Raw genomic sequence first — 16,381 nt, 5'->3', positions numbered from 1 at the left:
TAGCACAAGGGCGAGGCCCCGGGGATGATCCCGGGGCCTCGCCCTGAACGCTGCCGACCGCTACGCCGTACTACGGGCCATCAGGCCGTCAGTTGTCGTCCTCGTCGATCAGGAAGCCCCGCATGGGCGAGGGCGCCTGACCCATCGGCGACGGACCCTGCGGACGCACCGGCGCCATGGGCTGGGTCATCGCCGGGGACATCTGCTGCTGGCCGCCGTAGGACGGAGCGGACGGCGAAGGGGCGCCGCCCATCGTCTGGTTGCCGCCGTACGACGGGGCGCTCGCGCCGGCCGGTGCCATCGAGGGCGCCGGGGACGGCGGGAGGGACGCGGTCGCCGGGGTGCGCGGCGGGGCCAGCGAGTCGTCGGCCTGGGTCTCCAGCTGGCGCAGCTGCGACTCCAGGTACGACTTCAGACGTGTGCGGTACTCGCGCTCGAAGCCGCGCAGGTCCTCGACCTTGCGCTCCAGCGTGGCGCGGGCGGACTCCAGGGAGCCCATCGCGACGCGGTGCTTCTCCTGCGCGTCCCGCTCCAGGGCGTCGGCCTTGGCACGGGCGTCACGCTCCAGACCCTCGGCACGCGAACGGGCCTCGCCCACGATCTTGTTGGCCTCGGAACGGGCCTCCGCGATCGCCTGGTCGGCGGTCTGCTGGGCCAGCGACAGGACACGGGCGGCGCTGTCGCCACCGGGACCCTGCTGACCGGGGCCGCCCATCGGACCGCCCATGGGGCCGCCCATCGGGCCGCCCATCTGCTGCATCGGGGGCTGGCCCATGGGACCCGGACCCTGGCCCATCGGGCCGGGACCCTGGGGGCCGCCCTGACCGCCGGGACCGGCGGGCAGCTGCGGTGCACCGCTCGGCAGCTGGGGCGGACCACCCATGGGGCCACCCATCTGCTGCTGCGGCGGGCCCGATATGCCGGCGGGGACGGGACCACCCGGACCGCGCATGCCCTGCTGCTGTTGCTGCTGCTGGTCCTGCTGCTCCGGAGGCTTGCGCATGTTCTGCTGGTTCTGCGCGGCGGCACGCGTGGCCGCGGCCAGCTTGGCGCGCAGGTCCTCGTTCTCCCGGAGCAGGCGGGTCAGTTCGGCTTCGACCTCGTCGAGGAAGGCATCGACCTCGTCCTCGTCATAGCCTTCTCGGAGGCGGACGGTCGTGAACTGCTTGTTCCGCACGTCCTCGGGGGTCAACGGCATCTCTTCACCTCAACGTAGTCGTCGGCATTCGGCAAGACCATGGTTCACATCGCTCACAGCCGGCTCACGATCGAGATCAGGATGTAGACGATGATCATCAGTACGAAGAAGGACAGGTCGAGCGCCACGCCCCCGAGACGCAGCGGCGGAATGAACCGCCGCAGAAGCTTGAGCGGTGGATCGGTGACAGTGTAGGTGGCCTCCAGAACGACCACCATCGCCTTGCCGGGTTGCCACGAGCGGGCGAACTGGAAGACGTAGTCCATGACCAACCGGAAGATGAGCACGATGAGGAAGCACATCAGCGCGATGTAGACGACATCCAAGACCACGCTCATGACCTCTTGCTTCCCTCTCCCCTGTGCCCTGCTGTGTTGCGCTGTGTACTGATGTTTCCGGTGGTGCGTCTCAGCTCTGGTTGAAGAACCCGCCCTCTGCGATGCGGGCCTTGTCCTCCGCCGTGACATCGACGTTAGCAGGCGACAACAGGAACACCTTCTGCGTCACCCGCTCGATACTGCCGTGAAGACCAAACACCAGACCGGCCGCAAAGTCGACAAGTCGCTTCGCGTCTGTGTCGTCCATCTCAGTCAGATTCATGATCACCGGGGTGCCTTCACGGAAGTGTTCCCCGATGGTACGGGCCTCGTTGTAGGTCCGCGGGTGGAGTGTGGTGATCCGGTAAGGCTCTCGTTCGGACACGACCTTGGGCATGATCACCGGTGCGTTCTTCTCCAGGTTTGCGCGTTCTTGTGTGATGGATGCCACGGGCGCGATACGCGCCGGACGGCTGGATTCCGCGGGGAGCGAAGCGGAGCGGGCGGCCGGTTCGCGAGGGGCGGACGGCTGTACGACTCGTACCTCTTCGTCCCTTTGGGGCTGATGTGAGATATGCGACTGGTGGGACGGCTCGTGCCGTCGGTGGTCCCGCTCGGGCTCCGGGTCCAGTTCGGGTTCGAAGTCGTCGTCGGGGTCGAACCCGCGGCCGTCGTACCCATCGTCCTCCACGAGGCCGAGGTAGACCGCCATCTTGCGCATCGCGCCGGCCATGCTCTGAGTCCTCCGCTCTGTGGTGGATCGGCTGACGACTGCCAAGTGCCTGCGATCCACGTGGTCCTTGAATCCACCTTTCGGCGGCAATGACCATATTTTCTGCTGTGGTCCGACTTCTTGGCGACGTTACCGGAGCCTGGGGCGGACTCCGAGTACCGCGCTGCCGACGCGCACATGTGTCGCTCCGGCCGCCACGGCCTGCTCGAGGTCCGCACTCATCCCTGCCGAGACCATGGTGGCAGCCGGATGACTCCGGCGCAGGTCGGTCGACAAATCCATCAACCGCCCGAACGCCGCCTGTTCGCGTCCCGCGTACTCCCCCGTGAGCGGCGCGACCGTCATGAGTCCGGCGAGCCGCAGCCCCGGAGCACCCGCGACCTGATCGGCCAACTCCCCGATCCCGTCGGGCGCCACGCCGCCCCGCTCCCCCCGGGCACTCTCCCCGGCGTCCAGCGCGACCTGCAGCAGGCAGCCCAGCTCGCGCCCGGACCGCACGGCCTCCTTCGAGAGCGCGGCGACCAGCTTGGCCCGGTCGACGGACTGCACGAAATGCGCGTAATTCACCACGGACCGCACCTTGTTGGTCTGGAGTTGACCCACGAAGTGCCAGATCAAGGGCAGATCCGAGCAGGCGGCGGCCTTCGGCGCGGCGTCCTGGTCGCGGTTCTCGGCGACGTGCCGCACGCCGAGCTCCGCGAGGAAGCGGACGTCGCTCGCGGGGTAGGTCTTGGTGACCACGATCAGGGTCACCTCCTCGCGTGCCCGCCCCGCGGCCGCGCACGCCCCGGCGATACGCCGCTCCACCTTCGCCAGGTTCGCGGCGAGTTCGTCCTTGCGCTCCGTCATGCCCATCAGTCCAGCCACACATAGCCCGCGAGCCGACCGGTGGTGCGGTCGCGGCGGTACGAGAAGTGATCGCGCGATTCCAGCGTGCACACCGGCGACTGCTCCCGGTCGCGCACCCCGAGCCGTTCCAGCTGGGCGTGCACCCCGGCGCTCACGTCGACCGCCGGCGTGCCCCAACTCGTCTCGGCGTACGCCGCCGGCTCGACGGCGCTCACCTCGGCGCGCATCTCACCGGGCACCTCGTAGCACCGGCCGCAGACCGTGGGTCCGGTGCGGGCGACGATACGGGCGGGCTCGGCCCCCAGTTCGATCATCGCGCCAACCGCGGCCGGGACCACCCCGGCGACCATGCCCGGCCGGCCCGCGTGGGCCGCGGCGGCCACCCGCGCGACCGGGTCGGCGAGCAGGACCGGCACGCAGTCCGCGGTGAGCACGGCCAGGGCGAGACCCGGGCGCGTGCTGACGACCGCGTCGACGGACGGCAGGCCGGCCGACGGTCCCCACGGGCCGTCGACCACCGCCACGTCCGCGCCGTGCACCTGGTTCATCCAGACGACCAGGTCGGGTGCGACGCCCAGGGACTTGGCGGCCAGTTCCCGGTTGGTCCGTACGGCGCCGGGGTCGTCACCGACCGCTCCGCCGAGGTTGAGCTCCTCATACGGAGCGGCGCTCACCCCGCCCCACCGGTCGGTGAAGGCGAAGTGCGCGCCGCTCACGCTCTCGCGCTGTCCTATCACGTCAGAAGGATCACTTGAGGAAGTCCGGTACGTCCAGTTCCTCGGCCGCGCTGTCCGAGTAGGACCGCGGCGCCGGCGGGACCGGCGGGGCGACCGGGATGTCCTCGACCGGCTTCGGCGCGGGCTCCGGGTCTTCCTTCGGGGTCACGCTCCCGAGCGATCCGAAGGACGGGCGGCTCTCGGCCTGCCGGACGGGGGCCGGTTCCTCGCGCTTGGCGGAGGAGGACCCGAGGACGTTGTCCCGGCGGGCCGGGGGCTGGCCGCCGTCGAACCCGGCGGCGATTACGGTGACCCGCACCTCGTCGCCGAGGGCGTCGTCGATGACCGCACCGAAGATGATGTTGGCCTCGGGGTGGGCGGCCTCGCTGACCAGCTGGGCGGCCTCGTTGATCTCGAACAGGCCGAGGTCGGAGCCGCCGGAGATGGAGAGCAGCACACCGCGGGCGCCGTCGATGGACGCCTCCAGCAGCGGCGAGGAGATCGCCATCTCGGCCGCGGCCACCGCGCGGTCGTCGCCGCGGGCCGAGCCGATGCCCATGAGGGCCGAGCCGGCCTCGGACATGACCGACTTGACGTCGGCGAAGTCGAGGTTGATGAGGCCCGGGGTGGTGATCAGGTCGGTGATGCCCTGGACACCGGAGAGCAGGACCTGGTCGGCCGACTTGAAGGCGTCGAGGACCGAGACCTGGCGGTCCGAGATGGACAGCAGCCGGTCGTTGGGGATGACGATGAGGGTGTCGACCTCTTCGCGGAGCTCGGCGATGCCGTCCTCGGCCTGGTTCGCGCGGCGCCGGCCCTCGAAGGTGAACGGGCGCGTGACCACGCCGATGGTGAGGGCGCCCAGGGAGCGGGCGATGTTGGCCACGACGGGTGCGCCGCCGGTGCCGGTGCCGCCGCCTTCACCGGCTGTCACGAAGACCATGTCGGCCCCCTTGAGGACCTCCTCGATCTCCTCGCGGTGGTCCTCGGCGGCCTTGCGGCCCACGGCCGGGTTGGCTCCGGCGCCGAGTCCGCGGGTGAGTTCCCGGCCGACGTCCAGCTTGACGTCGGCGTCGCTCATCAACAGAGCTTGCGCGTCGGTGTTGATGGCGATGAACTCGACGCCCTTGAGACCGACCTCGATCATCCGGTTGATGGCATTGACACCACCGCCGCCGACACCGATGACTTTGATGACTGCGAGGTAGTTCTGCGGTGCTGCCACGTCGAAGGCCTCTCGCCTCGAGTTACGTGTCGCCCGGTCACCGTGACGCCCTGCGCCCCGCGACCCGACGACTGATGCCGAATGGGACGGTCCGTATCGCCGACCCGAACCCTAACCCTGAAGTTTAGGGTTACCAGTGTGTCCGTTCCTTGGAGTCTTCTGAACAGGACACTAAGTCGACAAGTGGCGCACGTTCAACGAACACGCCGAACCTCCCGTTTTTCTTTTCACCCTATGTGATCAGCCGTAGCAGTGCCCAACCAGGGTGCTGGCCTGCGCGGATGTGCGTCAACTCCCCGATGACGCCGGGGCGGTGGGCACACTCACGTCGAAGTACCCCGCTTCGGGCGTTGCTTTCATCAAGGCGGTGAGGGTACGGGCCTTCGCGGCGCCCTTCTCACTGCTCCCCCAGACGACCGTGCGGCCGTCCCGCAACTCCAGCGAGATGTCGTCGTAGGAACGGACCTTGACGGTCCGTGTGTCGCGCGCGACGGCGGCCGGGACGGCGCGCGCGACGGCGACGGCCTCGCGCACCAGCCGGGGCTCGCCGAAGCGGCGCAGGCTCGCGGCCGCGGAACCCGACCTGGACAGCGTCAATTCCAGTGCGGGGACACCTTTCGGCGCCCGGGAAACCGTGGCGAAACGGACACCCTCGTCGTCCACTTCGACGAACTCGCCGCCTGTGCGGACCATCAGAACCGGTGTCCGCTCGACCACTTCCAGATCGATTCCGTGGGGCCAGGAACGGGCCACCTCGACCGAGTCGATCCGGGGCAGTTCCCGGAGCAGCCGCGCCTCGATCGCGTCCGTGTCGACGGAGATCAGCGGGTCGCCGAGCGGGACGTCCGCGGCCGACCTGACCTGCGCCGGCGTCAGGACCCGGGTGCCGGACACCGAGACGTGCTCGGCACGCAGCCAGTCGGAGCCGTAGAACAGCCAGAGGCCCGGGATGCCGAGGAAGACCAGGGCGAGACCCAGGATGACGATCACACGAACGTGGCGCCGCCGCAGGCGCCTTGCGGGCGGCGGGCCGGACGACCTCTGCTGGCGTTCCCCGCGCTCGGCGGTGGTCGATCCGGCCACGCTCCCCTGCCTTCCGTCATACGGGCCTAGCGATGTGCACGAGCGGCGGCGATCGCCTCGTACACCATGCCGACGAGGAGGTCGTCGGCGTCCCGGCGGCCGAACTCGGCGGCGGCGCGGGACATCTGGTACAGCCGGTGCGGGTCGGCGAGCACGGGCAGGACGTTCTGCTGGACCCACTCGGGGGTCAGCTCCGCGTCGTCGACCAGCAGTCCGCCGCCGGCCTTGACCACCGGCTGGGCGTTGAGCCGCTGTTCGCCGTTGCCGATGGGCAGCGGGACGTAGGCGGCCGGGAGCCCGACGGCGGAGAGTTCGGCGACGGTCATCGCGCCCGCGCGGCACAGCATCATGTCGGCCGCGGCGTACGCGAGGTCCATCCGGTCCAGGTAACTTACCGGGATGTACGGGGGCATTCCCGGCATCTGGTGGACCTGCGGCAGTTCGTTCTTCGGTCCGACCGCGTGCAGGATCTGGATCCCGGCCTGCTGCAGCCAGGGCGCGACCGTCTGCACGACCTCGTTGAGCCGGCGGGCGCCCTGGGAGCCGCCGGAGACCAGCAGCGTGGGCAGGTTGGGGTCGAGCCCGAACGCGGCCCGGGCCTCGGGGCGTACGGCGGCCCGGTCCAAGGTGGCGATGGAGCGCCGCAGCGGGATGCCGATGTACCGGGCGCCGCGCAGCTTGCTGTCCGGGGTGGACACGGCGACCTGGCTGGCGTACCGCGAGCCGATCTTGTTGGCCAGGCCCGGGCGGGCGTTGGCCTCGTGGATGACGATCGGCACGCCGAGGCGCTTGGCCGCGAGGTAGCCGGGCAGGGCGACGTAGCCGCCGAAGCCGACCACGGCGTCCGCCTTGGTGCGCTCCAGGATCTGCTCGGTGGCCTTGATGGTGCCGCGCAGCCGGCCCGGGACGGTGATCAGCTCGGGGGTGGGCTTGCGCGGCAGCGGTACGGCCGGGATCAGCGCCAGTTCGTACCCGCGCTCGGGTACGAGACGGGTCTCGAGCCCGCGTTCCGTGCCCAGGGCCGTGATCCCCACGGTCGGATCCTGCCTGCGCAGGGCGTCCGCGAGGGCGAGCGCGGGCTCGATGTGGCCCGCGGTTCCTCCGCCGGCGAGTACGACATGCACCGAAATTCACCGCTCTCCGGACGGACGCGCCGCCGAGGCGCGCCGTCGCATCGTGTTCCATCTCCGGGGACTCCGACCGGAACGGGTGCCCCCAGCCCCCCGCTTTCTACCAAAGCGGGGTTGCCGCATCGCAAGCGCCGCCCGCGCAGCGGGCTCGTCGCGTGCGAAGGCGATCATCAGCCCGATGGCGAACATGGTCGGCAGCAGGGCGGATCCCCCGTAGGAGAACAGCGGGAGGGGGACACCGGCGATCGGCAGCAGACCGAGCACCGCACCGATGTTGATCACGGCCTGGGCCGTGATCCAGGTGGTCACGCCTCCCGCGGCATACCTGACGAAGGGGTCCTCCGTGCGTCCGGCCACGCGGATACCCGCATAGCCTAGAGCCGCGAAGAGGGCGAGGACCGACAGCGTCCCCGCGAGGCCCAGTTCCTCACCGGTGACGGCGAAGATGAAGTCGGTGTGGGCTTCGGGTAGTTGGCCCCATTTCTCCACGCTCGCGCCCAGCCCGGATCCGAAGATCCCACCGGAGGCCAGGGCGTAGATGCCGTGCACGGCCTGCCAGCAGTCGACCGGGCCGGACTGGGGCTCGGTGGCGCCCAGGCACTGCAGGCGGGCCATGCGGTTGGGGCTGGTCTTGATGAGGATCAGGCCGAGCACGGCGGCGACCGACAGCACACCGGCGAACAGGCGGGTGGGGGCCCCGGCCAGCCACAGCAGGCCGAACAGGATGGCCGTGAGGATGATCGCGGTGCCCATGTCGCCGCCGATCATGATGAGCCCGAGGAGCATGAACGCGGCCGGGACCAGCGGCACCAGCATGTGCTTCCACTGGTTCAGCAGCCTCTTGTCCTGCTTGCGGGCCAGCAGGTCGGCGCCCCACAGCACCAGAGCCAGCTTGCCGAACTCACTGGGCTGGAGCTGGAAGGAGCCGCCGAGGGCGATCCAGTTCTGGTTGCCGTTGACCGAGACCCCTATCCCCGGCACCTGCACCAGGGCCATGAGGCACACGGCGCCCGCGAGGATGGGGTAGGCCAGCGCGCGGTGCAGCCGCACCGGCATGCGCGAGGCGGCGAGCAGCAGTCCGGTGCCGATCGCGGCCGCGAGCAGCTGCTTGCGGAAGAAGTAGGAGCCCGGCAGGGACATCTGCAGCGCGGTGATCTGGGAGGCCGAGTAGACCATCACCAGCCCCAGCACGGTGATCAGCGCGCTGCCGCCGAGGATCAGGTAGTAGGCGGTGAGCGGCCGGTCCCAGCCCCTGCGCGCCCGGCCGTAGAAGGCCAGAACGGGGTTGTCGCGCAGGGAGCGGGACGGGGCGGGGCGCTTGGGGGTGCGCGCCACGGGGGGCCGTCCGGTGCGGCTGGTGGGCATCGCGCTCACCCCGCCGTGCCGGACGGGATCGCCTTGCCGTGCGGGCCGTCAGGCCGCCGCTCGGGCACCAGCCGCATCCGTGTCACGCGTCCCTCCCAGGTACGCCCGGCGTCCCCGCCGGGCGAGGCGGAACCCGGGTCAGCCCTCGGCGGAGCCGAGTTCACGGACGGCGTCCGCGAAAGCGTCCCCGCGCTTGTTGTAGTTGACGAACATGTCCATGGACGCGCACGCCGGTGCCAGCAGCACCGTGTCGCCGGGGCGGGCGAGCCGCCGGGCCTCCTCGACCGCCGCGCGCATCGCCCCAGTGTCGGTCCGGTCGAGGTCGACGACGGGTACTTCCGGGGCGTGTCGCGCCAGGGCTTCGCGGATGAGCGCGCGGTCGGCGCCGATGAGGACGGCACCGCGCAGCCGGGTGGCGGACTTGGCCACCAGTTCGTCGAAGGTGGCTCCCTTGGCGAGTCCGCCCGCGATCCACACGATGGACTCGTAGGCCGCCAACGAGGCTTCCGCGGCATGGGTGTTGGTGGCCTTGGAGTCGTCCACCCAGGCCACGCCGTCCACTTCGGCCACGTGCGCGATGCGGTGCGCGTCGGGGGTGAAGGCCCGCAGGCCGTCCCGCACGGCCCCGGCGGGGACGCCGTAGGCGCGGGCGAGGGCCGCCGCCGCGAGGGCGTTGGCGACGTTGTGCGGGGCCGGCGGGGTGACGTCGGCGACCTCGGCGAGCTCCTGGGCGTTCTTGTGCCGGTTCTCCACGAAGGCGCGGTCGACCAGGATGCCCTCGACGACGCCGAGTTGGGAGGGCCCGGGCGTGCCCAGGGTGAAGCCGACGGCCCGGCAGCCCTCCTCCACGTCGGCCTCGCGGACCAGGTCCTCGGTGGCCTTGTCGGCCACGTTGTAGACGCAGGCGACCCGATTGCCCTCGTAGATGCGGCCCTTGTCCTTGGCGTACGCCTCCATGGAGCCGTGCCAGTCGAGGTGGTCGGGGGCGAGGTTGAGCACGGCGGCGGAGTGGGCGCGCAGCGAGGGCGCCCAGTGCAGCTGGTAGCTGGACAGCTCCACGGCCAGGACGTCGTACGTCTCCTCGCCGAGGACCGCGTCCAGCAGCGAGACGCCGATGTTGCCGACTGCGGCGGTGCGCAGCCCGGCCGCCTTCAGGATCGAGGCCAGCATCTGGACGGTGGTGGTCTTGCCGTTGGTGCCGGTGACGGCCAGCCAGGGAGCCGCGTCGGGGCCGCGCAGGCGCCAGGCCAGCTCGACGTCGCCCCAGACCGGCACGCCCGCCTGCTCCGCCGCCCCGAACAGCGGCTTGTCCGGCTTCCATCCGGGCGCGGTGACGATCAGCTCGGTGCCCTCCGGGAGGCTGTCCCCGTCGCCGAGGCGCACGGTGACCCCGAGCGCCTCCAGCTCGGCTGCCTGCGCCCGCGCGCGCTCGTCCGCGCCGTCGTTGACGACCGTGACGCGCGCACCGAGGCCGTGCAGCACCTTGGCCGCCGGGACGCCGGAGACGCCGAGCCCGGCGACGGTGACGTGCTTGCCCTGGAAGTCGAAGGGCTCCGAGGAGGTCACTTGTCCGCTGCCCATCCCGCATAGAAGAGGCCCAGTCCGACGATCACACAGATGCCCTGGATGATCCAGAAGCGGACCACCACCAGGACTTCGGACCAGCCCTTGAGTTCGAAGTGGTGCTGCAGTGGCGCCATCCGGAAGACGCGCTTGCCGGTGAGGCGGAACGAACCGACCTGGATCACCACGGACATGGTGATCAGGACGAACAGGCCGCCGAGGATGGCGAGCAGCAGCTCGGTGCGCGAGCAGATCGCGAGGCCGGCGAGCACACCGCCGAGCGCGAGCGAACCGGTGTCGCCCATGAAGATCTTGGCCGGCGAGGTGTTCCACCACAGGAAGCCGAGGCAGGCGCCCATCAGCGCGGAGGCGACCACCGCGAGGTCGAGCGGGTCACGCACCTCGTAGCACGCGCCGGGGTTGGTGAGCGTCTGCGCGTTGGCGCAGGACTCCTGGAACTGCCAGACGCCGATGAAGGTGTAGGCGCCGAAGACCAGCACCGAGGCGCCGGTGGCCAGACCGTCCAGACCGTCGGTCAGGTTCACGCCGTTCGACATCGCGAGGATCATGAACAGCGCCCAGACGACGAACAGCACGGGGCCGATCGTCCAGCCGAAGTCCGTGATGAACGACAGCTTGGTGGAGGCCGGGGTGTTGCCGCGGTTGTCCGCGAACTGCAGGGACAGCACGGCGAACCCGATGCCGACGATCAGCTGGCCGGCCATCTTCGCCTTGGCCCGCAGGCCCAGCGAACGCCGTTTGACGATCTTGATGTAGTCGTCGAGGAAGCCGACCAGGCCCATGCCGACCATCAGGCCCAGCACCAGCAGGCCCGAGAAGGTGGGCGCCGCGTCGACGTCCGGGTCCACGTACCCGGTGATGACCTTGGCCAGGAAGTACGCGGCGACGGTCGCCAGGATGAAGGCGATACCGCCCATGGTCGGCGTACCGCGCTTGCTGGCGTGCTCGCGCGGGCCGTCGTCGCGGATGTACTGGCCGTATCCCTTGCGCGCGAGGAGCTTGATCAGCAGCGGGGTGCCGATCAGCGTGAGAAAGAGACCAATGACTCCTGCGAACAGGATCTGCTTCATCATCGGGCGGAAACCTCACCCTCGGCACCGGTCTCGAGCAGCGCCTGCGCCACACGCTCGAGCCCGACCGAACGGGACGCCTTCACGAGCACGACGTCCCCCGGGCGCAGCTCGCTGCGCAACAGGTCGACCGCCGCCTGTGCGTCGGACACGTGCACCGACTCCTCACCCCACGAACCCTCGTTATATGCGCCCAGTTGCAGCCAGGCGGCTTCCCTGCCACCGACCGCGACGAGCTTGCTGACGTTGAGCCGGACGGCGAGCCGTCCGACCGCGTCGTGCTCGGCGAGAGCCTCGTCCCCGAGCTCGGCCATCTTGCCGAGCACCGCCCACGTACGACGCCCCTTGCCGATGGCCACCAGCGCGCGCAGCGCGGCCTTCATGGACTCGGGGTTCGCGTTGTAGGCGTCGTTGACGACCGTCACGCCGTCCGGGCGCTCGGTGACCTCCATCCGCCAGCGGGAGAGGGAGCCCGCCTCGGAGAGCGCGAGGGCGATCTCGTCTGCGGACATGCCCAACTCGTGGGCGACGGCGGCCGCGGCGAGCGCGTTCGACACGTGGTGCTCACCGTACAGGCGCATGGTCACATCACTTGCACCGGAGGGTGTGTGAAGCCGGAACGAGGGCTGTCCGGTGTCCGTGAGTCGCACGTTCTCGGCACGAACGTCCGCTTCGCCGGACTCTCCGAAGAACAGCACCTTCGCCTTCGTACGGGAGGCCATGGCCCGGACGTAGGGGTCGTCGGCGTTGAGGATCGCGGTGCCGCCGTCGGCCTCGGCGGGGAGGGACTCCACGAGTTCGCCCTTGGCCTGGGCGATCTGCTCGCGGCCGCCGAACTCGCCGATGTGGGCGCTGCCGACGTTGAGCACCAGACCGACCTTCGGGGGTGTCAGGCCGGTGAGGTACCGGATGTGCCCGATGCCGCGGGCACCCATCTCCAGGACGAGGAACCTGGTGTCCTCGGTGGCGCTGAGCGCGGTCAGCGGCAGCCCGATCTCGTTGTTGAGCGAGCCCGGCGTGAACACCGTGGGGGCCTTGCGCTGCAGCACCTGCGCGATGAGGTCCTTGGTGCTGGTCTTGCCGGCCGAGCCGGTGAGGGCGACGAGGGTGGCGCCGAGGCGGGCCACGACGTGCCGGGCGAGGGCGCCGAGGGCGCTCTGCACGTCGTCCACGACGATCGCGGGCACGCCGACGGGACGGGTGCCGAGGACGGCCACCGCTCCCGCCTCGACGACGGCCGCGGCGAAGTCGTGGCCGTCCACGCGCTCACCGGCGAAGGCCACGAACAGGCTGCCCGGCCCCGCTTCGCGGGAGTCCCGGACCACCGGGCCGGTGACCTCGACGGACGGATCCGGTATGTCGTGCGTCTGCCCGCCGACTACTTCTGCGATCTCGGCGAGGGAGAGGGCGATCACAAGTTCATCCCCTGGGTCTTCTGGATTTTCATCCCTGGGTCTTCTGGATGGCTTCGCGGAGCACCTGGCGGTCGTCGAAGGGACGGACCACCCCGGCGATGTCCTGGCCCTGCTCGTGGCCCTTGCCCGCGACCAGCACGGTGTCGCCGGGTTCGGCGCGGGCGACGGCGGCGGCGATCGCGGCGGCCCGGTCCTCGAAGACCTGCACCTCGCCGCGCTCGTGCGCCGGCACGGACGCCGCGCCCTGGAGCATGGTGGCGAGGATCGCGAGGGGGTCCTCGGAGCGGGGGTTGTCGGAGGTCAGCACGGCGGTGTCGGCGAGCCGGGCCGCGGCGGCGCCCATCGGCTCGCGCTTGGTGGTGTCCCGGTCGCCGCCGCAGCCCAGGACGATGTGCAGCTTGCCCTCGGTGACCTTGCGCAGGGCGCGCAGCACGGACTCGACGGCGTCGGTCTTGTGCGCGTAGTCGACGACGGCGAGGTAGGGCTGGCCGGCGTCCACGCGCTCCAGGCGGCCCGGCACGCCCGGGACGGCGGCGACGCCGTCGGCGGCGGCCTGCGGGTCGAGCCCGGCGACGGCCAGGGCGACGATCGCGGCGAGGGTGTTGGCCACGTTGAACGGGCCGGGCAGCGGCGACTTGGCCGCGATCCGCTCGCCCTTGGGGCCGACGACGGTGAACGTCGAGTCCAGCCGGCCGATCTCGACGTCCTCGGCGCGCCAGTCGGCGTCGGGGTGGCCCTCGGCGGAGTAGGTGACGACGGGGACGGTGGCCTCGTTGGCCAGCCTGCGGCCGTACTCGTCGTCGACGTTGACCACGCCGAGCTTGCCGCGTGCGGGGGTGAACAGCTGCGCCTTGGCCCGGAAGTAGTCCTCCATGTCGGAGTGGAACTCCATGTGTTCCGGGCTGAGGTTGGTGAAGACGCCGATGTCGAAGACGCAGCCGTCGACCCGGCCGAGGACCAGGGCGTGGCTGGAGACCTCCATGGCGACCGCCTCGACGCCGCGCTCGCGCATGACGGCGAACAGGGCCTGCAGGTCGGTGGCTTCTGGGGTGGTGCGCTCCGACTTGATGCGCTCGTCGCCGATGCGCATCTCCACGGTGCCGATCAGACCGGTGGAGCGGACCGTCCTGAGCCCGCCCTCGACGAGGTAGGCGGTGGTGGTCTTGCCGGAGGTGCCGGTGATGCCGATCTGGAGCAGGTCCCGGCCGGGGTGGCCGTAGATCGTGGCGGCCAGTTCGCCCATCCGTCCGCGCGGGTCGTCGGCGACCAGGACGGGCAGTCCGGACGCGGCGGCGCGCTCGGCGCCGGTCGGGTCGGTCAGCACGGCGGCGGCACCGAGGCCCGCGGCCTGGGTGACGAAGTCCGCACCGTGCAGCCGGGCGCCCGGCAGGGCGGCGTACAGGTCGCCGGGGCGGACGGCGCGCGAGTCGTGGGTGATGCCCGTGACCTCGGCGGCGCCCTGCGGCGCGGGAGCACCCAGCTGACGGGCGAGTTCCGCGAGGGGTGTGGCGGAGACCTGCACCGGCCTGGGCGGCCCGGGATACGTCACGGGATGGCCCTTCTGGGTGGTTTGGGACTGATCAGCGTGTGGCACGGCGGTGAGCGTACCGGGCGTACCCGTCTCGGGGCGAAGTGAGGGGCCGGGGCTGTGGTGGTTCCCGGGGCCGGGAGTGATCGTCGTCACGAGGTGGTTCCTGGTGTGTTCCGTGCTGACCTGGGCCTGGGGCCCGTCAGCGCTTGAAGGTGACGGGGAGTTTCGCGGGCGCGGCGCCGGTCGGCGGGACCTGGAGGGACTTCAGTGCGAACTCCATGACCTGCTTGTAGACCGGCCCGCAGATCTGCCCGCCGAAGTAGCTGCCCTGGGTGGCGTTCTGGATGGCGCAGTAGACGGTGATGCGGGGTTTGTCGGCGGGAGCGAACCCGGCGAACGACGAGGTGTAGCCGTGGTACTTGCCGGTGGCCGGATCCACGCGGTTGGCGGTGCCGGTCTTGCCCGCGACGCGGTACCCGGGGATGCGCGCCTTGGTGCCGGTGCCCTCCTGGTCGTCCACGACGGACTCCAGCATCCGAGCGAGGGTCTTCGCCGTCTTCGCGCTGACGACCCGTGTCTTCTCCGGCTTCGGGGCGGGGGTGTAGCGGCCGTCGGGTCCCTTGGTGCCGCGGACGAGCGTGGGCTCGACGCGCACGCCGCCGTTGGCGATGGTCGAGTACACGGAGGCCGCCTGCATCGCGTTGATGGACACGCCCTGGCCGAAAGGGATCGTGTACTGCTGCGAGGTCGACCACTTCGACGGCGGGGCCAGGATGCCCGGGGTCTCGCCGGGGAAGCCCAGGCCGGTGTAGTGGCCGAGGCCGAACTTGCGCAGGTAGTCGTAGAGGACCTCGTTGGAGCGGGCCTGGGTCTTGCCCAGCTGGCCGGTGGCCAGGATGGTGCCGATGTTGCTGGACTTGGCCAGGACGCCGTTCAGGGTCAGGTACCAGGTGGGGTGGTCGATGTCGTCCTTGAACAGCCGGTCGCCGCGGTGCAGCCGGTTGGGCACCACGACGTGGGTCATCGGGGTGGCCACGCCCTCCTCCAGCACGGCGGCCATCGACATGACCTTGGCGGTGGAGCCGGGCTCGAAGGCGTCCTGGACGGCCGCGTTGCCGAGCGCGGCGGGGTCGGCCCCGGACAGGTCGTTCGGGTCGAAGCCGGGCGAGTTCGCCATGGCGAGGATCTGCCCGGTGCGGGTGTCCTGGACGATGACGTAGCCCCGGTCGGCCGCCGACTCCTTCACCTGGTCGCTGATCGCCTTCTGGGCGGCCCACTGGATGTCCCGGTCGATGGTGAGCTCGACGTCGCTGCCCGGGACGGCGGGGGTCTCGGTGGCGCCCCCCGCGGTGGGGACGAGCCGGCCGCCGGACTGGGCGTAGCGGATCTTGCCGTCCTTGCCGGCCAGCCGCTTGTCCAGCTGCAGTTCGATGCCGCCGCCGGGCTTGCCCTCGGCGTTGACCCAGCCCAGTATCCCGGCGGCGAGGTCGCCGTTGGGGTACACCCGCTTGCTGGTGGCGACCGAGAAGACACCGCCGAGGACGTTGCGCGCGGACTTGTCGGTCTCGGCCTTCTCGGCGAGCGCGGACTTCAGGTCCTTGATCTGCTTCCAGACCTGCGGGGTCTGCCGGGAGGCCAGCTTCACGTAGCGCAGGGCCTCGTTCTTCGGCCGCAGCTTGGCGACCAGCTCCTCCTGGTCCTGCCCGAGGATCGGCGCGAGGAGGGCCGCCGCCTGCTCGGGCCCGTCGTCGATCTTCAGCGTGGCCGGGGCGAACATGGTCGGGTCGGCGGTGATGTCGTAGGCGTCCTCGCTGGTCGCGAGCGCCACTCCGGAGCGGTCGGTGATCTCGCCGCGGTCGGCTGCCAGCACCTGCCCGACGTAGCGGTTCTGCTCGGCCTTGGCGGCGTACGTGCTCGCGTCGACGGCCTGCACCTGGAACAGCCGCACCACGAAGGCGGTCAGGACGAGGGTCAGCGCGAGCCCCACCAGGCGCAGGCGCGGGCGGGGGCTGCCGAGGCGGAGCTGCTTGGGAGGCGCCGGACGCCGGCCCGGTGACGGCCGCCGCGCGGGACGGGCGCCCGGGCCGGGGCGGCGCCGGGCGTCGGGGCGGGCGGGCCTGGCGGGGCCGGGCACACGACGGCGTGGCGGTTCCCTGTCGGACACT

The 16,381-nt window shown here is 70.9% G+C and carries 14 protein-coding genes; all 14 read right to left on the bottom strand.

Annotation, left to right across the window (positions count from 1 at the left end):
* Positions 1-88: 88 nt before the first annotated feature.
* The 14 genes from Q5694_RS06880 to Q5694_RS06815 all read right to left on the bottom strand — a co-directional run bounded on the left by Q5694_RS06880 (position 89) and on the right by Q5694_RS06815 (position 16,380).
* Positions 89-1,198, bottom strand: a complete 1,110-nt coding sequence (locus Q5694_RS06880; protein WP_333931186.1) for a DivIVA domain-containing protein — start codon at positions 1,196-1,198, stop codon at positions 89-91.
* Between the two features lie 53 nt (positions 1,199-1,251).
* A complete protein-coding gene (locus Q5694_RS06875) occupies positions 1,252-1,536 on the bottom strand; it encodes a YggT family protein (protein WP_007448661.1) in 285 nt (94 codons plus the stop codon).
* Between the two features lie 70 nt (positions 1,537-1,606).
* A complete protein-coding gene (locus tag Q5694_RS06870) occupies positions 1,607-2,248 on the bottom strand; it encodes a cell division protein SepF (protein WP_333931173.1) in 642 nt (213 codons plus the stop codon).
* Positions 2,249-2,377: 129 nt separating this feature from the next.
* On the bottom strand, positions 2,378-3,097 hold the full coding sequence (locus Q5694_RS06865; protein WP_333931172.1) for a YggS family pyridoxal phosphate-dependent enzyme: 720 nt from the start codon (positions 3,095-3,097) through the stop codon (positions 2,378-2,380).
* A 5-nt stretch (positions 3,098-3,102) separates the two neighbouring features.
* A complete protein-coding gene (pgeF, locus tag Q5694_RS06860; RefSeq protein WP_333931171.1) occupies positions 3,103-3,834 on the bottom strand; it encodes a peptidoglycan editing factor PgeF in 732 nt (243 codons plus the stop codon).
* 10 nt (positions 3,835-3,844) lie between these two features.
* Complete coding sequence (ftsZ, locus tag Q5694_RS06855; protein ID WP_333931168.1) at positions 3,845-5,038, bottom strand: cell division protein FtsZ; 1,194 nt, start codon at positions 5,036-5,038, stop codon at positions 3,845-3,847.
* A 288-nt stretch (positions 5,039-5,326) separates the two neighbouring features.
* Positions 5,327-6,121, bottom strand: a complete 795-nt coding sequence (locus tag Q5694_RS06850; protein WP_333931166.1) for a cell division protein FtsQ/DivIB — start codon at positions 6,119-6,121, stop codon at positions 5,327-5,329.
* Positions 6,122-6,147: 26 nt separating this feature from the next.
* Positions 6,148-7,245, bottom strand: coding sequence for an undecaprenyldiphospho-muramoylpentapeptide beta-N-acetylglucosaminyltransferase (gene murG / locus Q5694_RS06845; protein ID WP_333931165.1), 1,098 nt, complete (start codon positions 7,243-7,245; stop codon positions 6,148-6,150).
* A 6-nt stretch (positions 7,246-7,251) separates the two neighbouring features.
* Positions 7,252-8,616, bottom strand: coding sequence for a putative lipid II flippase FtsW (gene ftsW / locus Q5694_RS06840; RefSeq protein WP_333931164.1), 1,365 nt, complete (start codon positions 8,614-8,616; stop codon positions 7,252-7,254).
* A 138-nt stretch (positions 8,617-8,754) separates the two neighbouring features.
* A complete protein-coding gene (gene murD, locus Q5694_RS06835; RefSeq protein ID WP_333931163.1) occupies positions 8,755-10,197 on the bottom strand; it encodes a UDP-N-acetylmuramoyl-L-alanine--D-glutamate ligase in 1,443 nt (480 codons plus the stop codon).
* The gene (gene mraY / locus Q5694_RS06830) at positions 10,179-11,270 is read right to left on the bottom strand and encodes a phospho-N-acetylmuramoyl-pentapeptide-transferase (RefSeq protein ID WP_333931308.1); all 1,092 of its coding nucleotides are present in this window, start codon (positions 11,268-11,270) and stop codon (positions 10,179-10,181) included. Before mraY ends, murD begins: the two co-directional genes overlap by 19 nt.
* Positions 11,270-12,685: a UDP-N-acetylmuramoyl-tripeptide--D-alanyl-D-alanine ligase gene (locus Q5694_RS06825; protein WP_333931162.1), complete on the bottom strand. Its 1,416-nt coding sequence runs from the start codon at positions 12,683-12,685 to the stop codon at positions 11,270-11,272. The genes mraY and Q5694_RS06825 overlap by 1 nt, the downstream gene beginning before the upstream one ends.
* Before the next feature lie 28 nt (positions 12,686-12,713).
* Positions 12,714-14,234: a UDP-N-acetylmuramoyl-L-alanyl-D-glutamate--2,6-diaminopimelate ligase gene (locus tag Q5694_RS06820; protein WP_333931307.1), complete on the bottom strand. Its 1,521-nt coding sequence runs from the start codon at positions 14,232-14,234 to the stop codon at positions 12,714-12,716.
* Between the two features lie 181 nt (positions 14,235-14,415).
* Complete coding sequence (locus tag Q5694_RS06815) at positions 14,416-16,380, bottom strand: peptidoglycan D,D-transpeptidase FtsI family protein (RefSeq protein ID WP_333931161.1); 1,965 nt, start codon at positions 16,378-16,380, stop codon at positions 14,416-14,418.
* Position 16,381: the final 1 nt, after the last annotated feature.

Origin of the sequence: Streptomyces sp. AHA2 (assembly GCF_036857595.1) — a bacterium.
Classification (GTDB): domain Bacteria; phylum Actinomycetota; class Actinomycetes; order Streptomycetales; family Streptomycetaceae; genus Streptomyces.
This window is presented reverse-complemented; position numbering and strand designations above follow the sequence as displayed.